10 protein-coding genes are annotated in these 10692 nt (G+C 75.2%); 7 read left to right on the forward strand and 3 right to left on the reverse strand.

The genetic code is table 11. The features are described from left to right. A partial coding sequence (locus VR45_RS11735) for a helix-hairpin-helix domain-containing protein (protein ID WP_045939644.1) occupies window positions 1-1063 on the reverse strand: 1063 nt, incomplete at its 3' end. Window positions 1064-1214: 151 nt separating this feature from the next. Next, window positions 1215-2192 (reverse strand): aldo/keto reductase, encoded by a 978-nt coding sequence (locus VR45_RS11740; RefSeq protein ID WP_045939645.1) that lies wholly within the window; start codon window positions 2190-2192, stop codon window positions 1215-1217. A 375-nt stretch (window positions 2193-2567) separates the two neighbouring features. Between VR45_RS11740 and VR45_RS11745 the strand changes: the two genes are divergently transcribed. Next, window positions 2568-3626, forward strand: a complete 1059-nt coding sequence (locus VR45_RS11745; RefSeq protein WP_045939646.1) for an LLM class F420-dependent oxidoreductase — start codon at window positions 2568-2570, stop codon at window positions 3624-3626. Window positions 3627-3746: 120 nt separating this feature from the next. Here the strand turns inward: VR45_RS11745 and VR45_RS11750 are convergent, their stop codons facing one another. Further along, window positions 3747-4730: a magnesium and cobalt transport protein CorA gene (locus tag VR45_RS11750; protein ID WP_353612681.1), complete on the reverse strand. Its 984-nt coding sequence runs from the start codon at window positions 4728-4730 to the stop codon at window positions 3747-3749. 215 nt (window positions 4731-4945) lie between these two features. On the opposite strand from VR45_RS11750, the gene VR45_RS11755 reads away from it, so the two are divergent. The 6 genes from VR45_RS11755 to mshC form a co-directional block, all read left to right on the forward strand. Next, complete coding sequence (locus tag VR45_RS11755) at window positions 4946-5683, forward strand: histidine phosphatase family protein (RefSeq protein WP_045939648.1); 738 nt, start codon at window positions 4946-4948, stop codon at window positions 5681-5683. Between the two features lie 194 nt (window positions 5684-5877). Further along, window positions 5878-6447, forward strand: coding sequence for a DUF3090 domain-containing protein (locus tag VR45_RS11760; RefSeq protein ID WP_045939649.1), 570 nt, complete (start codon window positions 5878-5880; stop codon window positions 6445-6447). A gap of 89 nt (window positions 6448-6536) precedes the next feature. Continuing rightward, entirely contained in the window at window positions 6537-7319 is a 783-nt protein-coding gene (locus VR45_RS11765) for an SCO1664 family protein (protein ID WP_045939651.1), read from the forward strand. A gap of 124 nt (window positions 7320-7443) precedes the next feature. After that, entirely contained in the window at window positions 7444-8361 is a 918-nt protein-coding gene (locus VR45_RS11770; protein WP_107084164.1) for a helix-turn-helix domain-containing protein, read from the forward strand. 143 nt (window positions 8362-8504) lie between these two features. Continuing rightward, window positions 8505-9380, forward strand: a complete 876-nt coding sequence (locus tag VR45_RS11775) for a carbohydrate-binding protein (RefSeq protein WP_045939650.1) — start codon at window positions 8505-8507, stop codon at window positions 9378-9380. Window positions 9381-9653: 273 nt separating this feature from the next. Beyond that, a partial coding sequence (mshC, locus tag VR45_RS11780; RefSeq protein WP_045939653.1) for a cysteine--1-D-myo-inosityl 2-amino-2-deoxy-alpha-D-glucopyranoside ligase occupies window positions 9654-10692 on the forward strand: 1039 nt, incomplete at its 3' end.

A 10692-nucleotide genomic window follows, 5' to 3' on the forward strand; every position in this document is an offset into this window, starting at 1 on the left:
CTTCCGGGTCCGCGCCGTCCGTGCCGTCCGCGTCGTCGGTCGATTCGTCGTCCGCTTCCTCGGCGGTCTCGGTCGCGGCTTCCTCGGCGGGCTCCTCCTGGTCCTCGCCGGGCACGAAGGTGGACATCAGCCGGACCAGGCCGTCCGCCAGGCTCTCCTCCGCCAGCGCGAGGCGCTCCAGGGCGAGCAGGGTCCGGGTCGGCGGTTCGTCCTCGTCGTCGCCGCCCGCCGCGTGCGCCTCGGCACCGGTGAGCTCCTCCTGGAACGGCATCGCCCCGCCGTCGAGCACCGCGGCCTGGACGGCGGCGGCGGAGTCCGGCACCCCGAGGCGCTCCAGCCCGGCGGTCACCTCGCCGATCTCCAGGGCGGAGTGGCCGCGCAGCGCCGCCTGCTCCAGCACCCAGCCGACCAGCGCCTGCGCCCGCCGGGGGTCGCCGGGGCCGGCCGCCTGGCCGAGCAGGCCGCGGGCGAAGCCGTCGGCGTGCTCGGGGCGGACGCCGGGCAGGGAGAGCACGGCCCACGGGTCCTCGCGGAGCTGCTCGGCCGCGCCGTCGCCGAACACCGACACGGCGGCGGTGGCCAGCTCGGCCGGGGCGCCACCCGCGCCGAGCACCTCGGCGGTCGCCCGGAGCGCCTGCGCCCGCTGCTCGTCGGTCACCACCCGGCCGGCGCCGGTGCCGTCGGCGGGGGTGGCGGGAGCCGCCCCGTCCTCCGGCGTCGAGGCGGCCGAGGACGACGAGGGCGCGGCGGCGTTCGGGCCGGAGCGGCCCACCGAGCGGACCCGCTCGGCCAGCGCCGCGACGGCGGCCGCCCGGTCCGCGGCGTCGCCGCCGGGACCGGCCGCATCCGGTGCCCCGGCGCCCGCCGACCCACCGTCAGCCGAGCCCGAGCCCGAGCCCCCGTCCGTCGAGCCCGCATCCCCGTCCGTGCCCGCCGTGTCGGCGCCCGCATCCGCGTCCGCGTCCGCCGGGCCCCGCTCCGCCGACGCCTGCGCGGGCACGGCGCCGCCCGTGTCCGGGCTCATCGAGGACTCCTCCGGGGCGCCGTTCTCCGCGTCGGTCATCGTCCGCTCCACAAAAGCTCAACTCCACTGCTGGGTACCGGCCGCCCCGTGCTGCGGGCGGTCGGCTGTTCGGGCCGGTCCGGGCCGCGCGGGGCGGCCGGGTCGGCGGTCGGTCGGTTCGGACAGGCTCGGGCGCGGGGTCGAGCGACCGCTACAGCTCGCTCCACCCCTGGTCGGGGTAGCGGTGGACCGGCGCCGAGATGTCGTCGAGCGCACCGCGGATCTCCTCCGGAAGCGTAAGCGCCTCCACCGACAGCGCCGCCTGCAGCTGCCCCACGGTGCGGGCCCCGACCAGCGCGCTCGCCACCCCGGGGCGGTCCCGGACCCAGGCGAGCGCGACCGCCAGCGGGCTGCTGGCGAGCCCGTCGGCGGCGGTGGCGACGGCGTCCACGATCCTCCGCGGACGCTCCCCGAGGTACGGCTGGACGAACCCCGACAGGTACGGCGAGGCGCCGCGCGAGTCCTGCGGGAGGCCGTGCCGGTACTTGCCGGTCAGCACGCCGCGCCCGAGCGGGGAGGCGGCGAGCAGCCCGACCCCGGCGTCCTGGGCGGCGGGCAGGGCCTCCCGTTCGATGCCGCGCTGGAGCAGCGAGTACTCCAGCTGCGCCCCGGCCAGCGGCACCCGCCCATGATGGGCGTTCTGCCAGGTGGCGGCCTTGGCCAGCTGCCAGCCGCTGAAGTCGCAGGCCCCGACGTAGCGGGCCCGGCCGGAGGAGACGGCGATGTCGAGGGCGCTGAGGGTCTCCTCGACCGGGGTGGCCGGGTCGAAGGCGTGGACCTGCCAGAGGTCGACGTAGTCGGTGCCGAGCCGGCGCAGCGAGGCGTCGAGCGCGGCGAGCAGGTGCCCGCGCGAGGCGTCGAAGCGGCGGGCGGCCGGGACGCTGCCGGCCTTGGTGGCGATGACCAGGTCGGAGCGGGGGACGAGACTGTCGGTGAGCCGGGAGAGCAGGTACTCGGCGTCGCCGTCGGCGTAGACGTCGGCGGTGTCGACGAGGTTTCCGCCGGCGTCGACGAACTCCTTGAGCTGTTCCGCGGCCTCCTGCTCGTCGGTGGCGCGGCCCCAGGTCATGGTGCCGAGGCCGAGCCGGGAGACCTGCAGCCCGGTGCGGCCGAGGTGACGCTTTTCCATCGGACGTGCCTTCCTACTGGCCGTAGGTGCGGTGGCGGCGCGGCGGCACCGGTCGGCACCGCGGCCGCACGGCCGGGACGACGGGGGACGAACGCGCAGGTGGGGCAAGGCGCCTCCACGTCGGCTGAGCGTAGCGGCCGGTGCCCGGGCAGGTGTGCAGACCCGCAGGGCGACCCCGGCCCCCGCCGCGCGATGCCCCGGCCGCCGCCGCGCGATGCCCCGGCCGCCGCCGCGGGACGCCCCGGCCCCCGGTACGGGCCGCGTCCGGCCCCGCCGCACGGCCGGAATGTGACCCGGCCCACTCCTACCGGCCAGTAGCATGTCCGCCGGACGCGCCGCTACCCTCACGACACAACCGACTGGAAGGCAGTGCCCATGCGACTCGGCATCAACCTCGGCTACTGGGGACTCGGCATGGACGCCGACAACATCGCCGTCGCCCAGGAGGCCGACCGGCTCGGCTACTCGGTCTGCTGGGCCGCCGAGGCCTACGGTTCGGACGCGGCCACCGTGCTGTCCTTCGTCGCCGCCCGGACCGAGCGGATCGACGTGGGCTCGGCGATCTTCCAGATCCCGGCCCGTACCCCCGCGATGACCGCGATGACCGCAGCCACCCTGGACACCCTCTCCGGCGGCCGCTTCCGGCTCGGCCTCGGCGTCTCCGGCCCCCAGGTCTCCGAGGGCTGGTACGGCGTGAAGTTCGACAAGCCGCTGGCCCGCACCCGCGAGTACGTGGAGATCATCCGCAAGGCGATGTCCCGCGAGCGGCTGGTCCACGAGGGCGACCACTGGACGCTGCCGCTGCCCGGCGGCCCCGGCAAGCCGATCAAGCTCACCGTGCACCCGGTGCGCGAGCACATCCCGCTGTACATCGCCGCGATCGGCCCGAAGAACCTGGAGCAGACCGGCGAGATCGCCGACGGCTGGCTCGGCATCTTCTTCGACCCGGAGCACGCCGCGCTCTCCCTCGACCCGCTGAAGGCCGGCCGGGTCCGGGCCGGTGCCGAGGCCGGCCGGGAGTTCGAGGGCTTCGACGTCTGCCCGACCGTCGCCATCGCGGTCGGCGAGGACATCAAGGCGGGCGTCGACTCGCAGCGCTCGTACACCGCGCTCTACATCGGCGGCATGGGCAGCAAGGAGAAGAACTTCTACAACCAGCTCGCCCGGCGGATGGGCTACGAGCAGGCCGCCGACGAGGTCCAGGAGCGCTACCTGGCCAGGGACTACGCGGGCGCGGCCGCCGCTGTCCCGCACGAGCTCATCGACGCCACCTCGCTGATCGGCGACACCGCCCGGATCGCCGACCGGATGCAGGCGTACGCCGACGCGGGCGTCACCACGCTCACCCTGGCCCCGGCCGGCTTCACCCTGGACGAGCGGATCACCGCACTGCGCACCGGCGTCGCGGCGCTGGAGCGCGCCGGCCTGGCCTGACCGCCGCGCCCCGGGTGGCACCGTCCGACCGGCGACGGGGCCACCCGGGAACGACAACCGGCGGAGCCACCCGGGAACGACCGGTGACGCGGGCCCGAGGCGTGCTCCGAAAGGCCCGCCCTACAGCCAGTCGTGCCGCTTGAACACCCGGTGCAGCACCACACAGACCACCACCATCAGCGAGACCACCGCCGGGTAGCCCCAGGCCTGGTGCAGCTCGGGCATGTGCTCGAAGTTCATCCCGTACACGCCGGCGATCAGCGTCGGCACGGCGGCCAGCGCCGCCCAGGCCGAGATCTTCCGCATGTCGTTGTTCTGCTGCACGCTGACCTGCGCCAGGTTGGCGGCGAGGATGTCCGACAGCAGTCGGTCCATCCCCTCCACCTGGTCGTTGGCCCGGGCCAGGTGGTCGGAGACGTCCCGCAGGTAGGGCTGCGCCTCGGCGCGGACGTACGGGACCCCGCCGCGGTCCAGCCGCATCATCGGCTCGACCAGCGGGCCGGTGGCCCGGCGGACGGTGACCAGCTGCCGCTTGTAGCCGTAGATCCGGCTGGCGATGTCCCGGCCCACCCGGCCGGGGGCGAACACATCGGCCTCCAGCTCGTCGAGGTCCGCCTGGAGCCCGACCACCACGTCCACGTAGCCGTCCACCACCGCGTCGCAGACGGAGTGCAGCACGGCGCTCGGGCCGTACTTGAGCACCTCCGGCTGCTCCTCCAGCTCGGCCCGCAGGTCGCCGAGCGGGGTGTCGGCACCGTGCCGGACGGTCATCACGAAGTCCTCGCCGACGAAGAGCATCACCTCGCCGCTGGTCACCGCGTGACCGCCGGGGTGGTAGCCGAGGGTCTTGAGCGCGACGAACAGCGAGTCCTGGTAGACCTCCACCTTGGGCCGCTGGTGGGCGCCGACCGCGTCCTCGACGGCCAGCGGGTGCAGGCCGAACTCCTCGGAGACCTGGTCGAGTTCCTCGGCGGTCGGTTCGAACAGGCCTATCCAGACGAAGCCGCCCCGCCCCGCCTTCCGGGCGGCGGCGAGGGAGCCGGCCGGACCCGCGGGCGTCGCGACCGGGCGGCCGTCCCGGTAGATGGCGCAGTGGACGATCATGCGCGCCATTCTCGCCCCTGGCGCCCTTCCGAAACATCCGCCGCGACGACGGTTCGCCCCGGCACCGGTCTCCACCGCCCCTCCCGTCCCCCGCGCCACCGTCCGCACCCCCTCGGCAGCACCCCGCCCAGCACCCCGCCCCGCGCCCGCCGCAGCGCCCCGACCAAGATCCGGAAGCCCGCCCGCCCCGGTCCGGGAGGCCGTAGGGTGGGCCCATGCCCACCCTGCTGCTCGTCCGCCACGGCCGCTCCACCGCGAACACCGCCGGAATCCTGGCCGGTTGGACGCCGGGGGTGGAGCTCGACGACACCGGGCGCGCGCAGGCCGCCGCGCTCGCCGACCGGCTCGCCCCGGTCCCGCTGGTCCAGGCGGTCAGCAGCCCGCTGGAGCGCTGCCGGCAGACCCTGGAGCCGCTGCTCACCGCGCGCCCCGAGCTGGCCGGTCCCGAGCGCGGCGGCGCCGCGCCGGGCGAGCCCGCGCTGGACGAGCGGCTCGGCGAGTGCCACTACGGGGAGTGGACCGGCCGCCCGCTGGCCGAACTCGCCAAGGAGCCGCTCTGGCGCACCGTCCAGGACCACGCGGCGGCCGCCGCCTTCCCCGGCGGCGAGTCGCTGCGCGAGCTGAGCCACCGCACCGTCGACGCGGTCCGCGAGTGGAACGAGAAGATCGCCGCCGAGCACGGCGAGGACGCGGTCTGGATCGCCTGCTCGCACGGCGACGTGATCAAGGCCGTGGTGGCCGACGCGCTGGGCCTGCACCTCGACCACTTCCAGCGGATCAACGTCGACCCCTGCTCGGTCACCGCGATCCGCTACACCGCGCGCCGCCCGTTCGTGCTGCGGATGGGCGACACCGGCGATCTCGCCTCCCTCGCCCCGCGGCCCGCCGCCCACCCCGGCCGGGCCCGGGAGGGCGGGGACGCCGTGGTCGGCGGTTCCACCGGCACGGCCTGATCCGACAGGATCCAGGAGGACAGACCCTGAGCCGCCCGCCCCCGGGCTCGGCTCCCCGGCCCGGCCCGGGAGGTCGTAGGGTGACCAGTGGGCCCCGGCGCACCCCGCCGCGCACCCCGGGACCACCGGGCCCGACCCCGAACCCCGTGGCGTCCCCGACGTCCACGACGATCGATACGATCCGGAGCGAGAGCGTGCCCCGTCAGGTCCACTTCTACGACCAGCCCGAACGGTTCGTGGCCGGCACCGTCGGCCAGCCCGGCGCCCGGGCGTTCTACCTCCAGGCCAGCGCCCGGGGGCGGATCACCAGCGTGCTGCTGGAGAAGACCCAGGTCGCCGCGCTCGCCGAGCGGATCGAGGAGGTCCTCGACGAGGCCCTGCGCCGCAGCGGCGGCGAGGCCGCGATCCCGGCCGGCGCCCCGCAGGAGCTGCTGGACACCGCGCCGCTGGACCTGCCGCTGGAGCAGGAGTTCCGGGTCGGCACGATGGCGCTGGCCTGGGACACCGTGGACAGCTGCCTGGTCGTCGAGGCGCAGGCGCTGATCGAGGAGGAGGAGGGCGAGGAGGAGGGCGCCGCCGTCTTCGAGGACGACGAGAACGGCCCCGACATGCTCCGGGTGCGGCTCTCCGGCGCGATGGCCCGGGTGTTCGCCAGGCGCGCGCTGGACCTCGTCGCGGCCGGCCGCAAGCCCTGCCCGTTCTGCAACCTGCCGCTCGACCCGGAGGGCCACCTGTGCCCGCGCGCGAACGGGTACCGGCGCTGAACACGCCGCCCGCCCCGGCCGGCGAGGTCGAGCCGCCGCGCGCCGACCCCGCCGGGGCCGCCGCCCTCGCCGCCGACCCGACGACCGCGCTGCGGCTGCTGCGGGAGGGCGCGCTGACCGTGCACGGCCGGCTCACCGACGCCTCCAACGCGGCCCTCTACTGCACCGTCGGCCTCGACGGCACCGACGGCCTCGCCGCGCAGGCCGTCTACAAGCCGGTGGCCGGCGAGCGCCCGCTCTGGGACTTCCCGGACGGCACCCTGGCCGGCCGCGAGGTCGCCGCCTACGAGCTGTCCGCCGCCACCGGCTGGGGGCTGGTCCCGCCCACCGTGCTGCGGGACGGCCCGCACGGCCCCGGCATGGTGCAGCTGTGGGTGGAGCCCGATCCGGACGCGGACCCGCTGCTCGCGCTCCAGGACCCGGGCGGCCCCGAGGAGGGCTGGCTGCCGATCGTCCGGGCCGAGGTCGGCGACGGGCGCACCGCGCTGCTGGTCCACCCCGACGACGCGCGGCTGCGTCGGCTCGCGGTGCTGGACGCCGTCCTCAACAACGCCGACCGCAAGGGCGGCCACCTGATCCCGGCCGCGGACGGCCGGATCTACGGCATCGACCACGGCGTCACCTTCCACAGCGAGGGCAAGCTGCGCACCCTGCTCTGGGGCTGGGCCGGGAGCCCGCTGCCCGAGGAGGCGGCGGCGGTGCTGGCCGGGCTGGCCGGGCAGCTGGACGGCGCGCTGGGGGAGCGGCTGGCCCCGCACCTGACGGCGGCCGAGCTGGACGCGACCAGGGCCCGGGTCGCGGCGCTGCTCGCCGCCGGCACCCATCCGCTGCCCTCCGAGGACTGGCCGTCCATCCCCTGGCCGCCGATCTGACGGTCCGGCGGGCCGCCCGGCCTTCGAAGCCCGGGCCGGCGGGCCCGCCGGACCACCCGTCCGCGGGTCCTTGTACCGGACAGTGGTCTGGACCGGTGCCAGGCCCTGGCCGCACACTGCGACGATGGACGAGCGACGGACCACCCCCCACCTGGACCTGCCGCTGCACCGCCTCCAGGTCCCGCTGCCGCATCTGCTCCCGTTCGCGATCGGCAGTTTCGACACCATCGGCCCGCTGTCCCGGGCCGGCTTCCCCCACCGGCACTCCTTCTTCGAGATCGTCTACGTCACCGGCGGCCGCGGCGCCCACGTCCTGGACCTGGTCCAGCGGCCGCTGCGGCCGCCGCAGTTGTGCGTGATCGCGCCCGGCCAGGTGCACCACTGGGTGGACGCGGACGACCTCACCGGCCAGGTCGTGCTGTTCAACGAGGACTTCCTCCTGACCAATCCGCAGGACCTCGCCGCGCTGCGCGCCCTGGCCGGCCGCCCGGCGGTGCGGCTGGGCGACCAGGCCGGGCCGATCGCCGCGCTGCTGGCGGACATGGAGGCCGAGTACCGGGCCCGTCCGGCGGGCTATCCGGGGGTGCTGCGGGCCAGTCTGCACATCCTGGTCGTCCGCGCCCTGCGGGCCTGTTCGCCGGCCGGCCCGGGGGCGCTGCCGAGCCGTACCGGCGACCTCGCCGCCGCGTTCACCCGGCTGATCGCCACCCCGGGCGGAGTGCAACGCTCGGTCGCCTCCTGCGCCCAGGAGTTGGGGGTCTCCCCGGGGCACCTCCAGGCGACGGTCAAGCAGGCGACCGGCCGGACGCCGGGGCGGCTGATCCGCCAGCAGCAGACGCTGGAGGCCAAGCGCCTGCTGGCCTGCACCGAACTGACGGTCCGACAGGTGTCCCGCGAGGCCGGGTTCGGGGATCCGGCGTACTTCTGCCGGTTCTTCCGCCGGGAGACCGGGATGACGCCCGGGGAGTTCCGGGCGAGGGTCGGAGGAAATCACCACGATCCCCGGATCACGTCCATCGCGGCGGGTCCGGACGGCCCGTAGGTTGACTGTCGGCCACCGGCGGACCGCCCGGCGCGAGCGGGCGGCCCGCCGGCCCGGTCCTTGTCATGCCCCCACCATGGCAAGGGCCGTCATTCCCATCGACACCGGCAGATCCCCCACACCCACAGCGAAGGAGTCGGCGCATGCCCGCGTCCGAAGAGCCCGTCACCGGGACGGACGGTCCCACCGACCGCCGGATAAGCCGCAAGACCGTCCTCCGGGCAGCCGCCGTTCTCGGCACCGCCCCCCTGCTGGTCGGCGGCGGCGTCGCCCTGGCCCGCGACCGGGTCGGCACCGGCGAGATGCCGGACTACACCCCCGAGTGCCACGACGGCGACGCCCCGACCGTCGAGCAGACCGAGGGGCCGTACTTCAAGCCCAACTCGCCGCTGCGCACCTCGCTCATCACCGACAGCACCCCGGGCACCAGGCTCACCGTCAGCGGCTACGTCTTCGGCCGCGCCTGCCTGCCCCTGTCCGGCGTCCTGCTGGACTTCTGGCAGGCCGATGTGAACGGCGCCTACGACAACGTCGGGTTCACCTTCCGCGGGCACCAGTTCACCAACGCCCAGGGCGCGTTCAGCCTCACCACGATCGTGCCCGGCCTCTACCCGGGCCGCACCCGGCACATCCACGTCAAGCTCCAGGCGCCCGGCCGGCCGGTGCTCACCACCCAGCTGTACTTCCCGAACGAGCCTCGCAACAGCACCGACACCATCTACGACGCGCGGCTGCTGATGAACGTCCGCCAGGTCGGCTCGGCGAAGGAGGGCACCTACGACTTCGTGCTCAACGTGCCGCAGACCCCGACCCCGACCGCCACCCCCACCGGCCCGACCACCCCGCCCACCAGCACGCCCCCCACCACGCCGCCGGGCGGGACCTGGGCCGCGGGCACCTTCTACAACGCGGGCGACCGCGTCACCTACGGCGGCGTCTCCTACCGGTGCCTCCAGGGGCACACCGCCATCACGGGGTGGGAGCCGCCGAACGTGCCGGCCCTCTGGCAGCGGTTGTAGCGGCTCCGGCCGTATGCCCGGAGGGTCGCGGGCGCCCGGTCGGCGGCAGGGCCGACCGGGCCGCCCGTCCGCCCGGACCGCCCCGTGTGGCCGTGCGCGGGGCGGTTCCGGCGTGCTTCCGGCGTAGTTCCGGCATGGTTCCGCGCCGGCGGCCCGGCGAGGGCAGTCGGACACAATCGATCAGGAACCGCCCGGGCCGCGAAAGCAGACGAATCCAGTCGATCTTGCCGACTGGTTAGGCTTTCAAATGTTCTCAAGGTTAAAGTCGATGCCATGCATGCCTGGCCCGCCTCCGAGGTTCCCGCCCTGCCTGGTCAGGGGCTCCCCCTTCGAATCCACGACACCGCGACGGGAGGCATCCGGGAGGTCGTGCCGCAGGACGGCGCCGCCCGGATCTACGTCTGCGGCATCACGCCCTACGACGCGACCCACATGGGCCACGCCGCCACCTACAACGCCTTCGACCTGGTGCAGCGGGTGTGGAAGGACGCCGGTCACGACGTCCTCTACGTGCAGAACGTCACCGACGTCGACGACCCCCTGCTCCAGCGCGCGGTCGAGACCGGACAGGACTGGGTGGCCCTCGCCGAGCGCGAGACCGCGCTGTTCCGCGAGGACATGACCGCGCTTCGGCTGCTCCCGCCGGCCCACTACATCGGCGCCGTCGAGTCCATCCCGTGGATCGTCCCGCTGGTCCAGAAGCTGCTCGCGAGCGGCGCCGCCTACGAGCTGGACGGCGACATCTACTTCTCGGTCGAGTCTGACCCGACCTTCGGCGAGGTCTCCGGTCTCACCCGCGAGGCCATGCACCCGGTCTTCGCCGAGCGCGGCGGCGACCCGGACCGCCCCGGCAAGCGCCACCCGCTGGACGCCCTGCTGTGGCTGGCCGCCCGCCCCGGCGAGCCCGCCTGGGACACCGAGCTCGGCCACGGCCGCCCCGGCTGGCACATCGAGTGCGTCGCGATCGCCCTGCAGTTCCTCGGCATGTCCTTCGACATCCAGGGCGGCGGCAGCGACCTGTCCTTCCCGCACCACGAGATGGGCGCCGCGCACGCCCAGGTCGCCACCGGCGCCCACCCGTACGCCCAGGCGTACGTGCACGCCGGCATGGTCGGCCTGGACGGCCACAAGATGTCCAAGTCCCGCGGCAACCTGGTCTTCGTCTCGGCCCTGCGCCGCGAGGGCGTCGACCCGGCGGCGATCCGGCTGGCCCTGCTCTCGCACCACTACCGCGAGGACTGGGAGTGGACCAAGGGCACCCTGGACGAGGCCGTCGAGCGGCTCGCCCGCTGGCGCGCCGCGGTCTCCCGCC

The sequence above is a fragment of the Streptomyces sp. NRRL S-495 genome (genome assembly GCF_000966955.1).
GTDB lineage: Bacteria > Actinomycetota > Actinomycetes > Streptomycetales > Streptomycetaceae > Kitasatospora > Kitasatospora purpeofusca.

Bases quoted from the DNA above. Each gene is read 5' to 3' on its own strand.
- VR45_RS11755 (WP_045939648.1), top strand. From the start codon at position 4,946: ATGCCCACCCTGCTGCTCGTCCGCCACGGCCGCTCCACCGCGAACACC.
- VR45_RS11770 (WP_107084164.1), top strand. From the start codon at position 7,444: ATGGACGAGCGACGGACCACCCCCCACCTGGACCTGCCGCTGCACCGC.
- VR45_RS11745 (WP_045939646.1), top strand. From the start codon at position 2,568: ATGCGACTCGGCATCAACCTCGGCTACTGGGGACTCGGCATGGACGCC.
- VR45_RS11775 (WP_045939650.1), top strand. From the start codon at position 8,505: ATGCCCGCGTCCGAAGAGCCCGTCACCGGGACGGACGGTCCCACCGAC.
- VR45_RS11750 (WP_353612681.1), bottom strand. From the start codon at position 4,730: ATGATCGTCCACTGCGCCATCTACCGGGACGGCCGCCCGGTCGCGACG.
- VR45_RS11740 (WP_045939645.1), bottom strand. From the start codon at position 2,192: ATGGAAAAGCGTCACCTCGGCCGCACCGGGCTGCAGGTCTCCCGGCTC.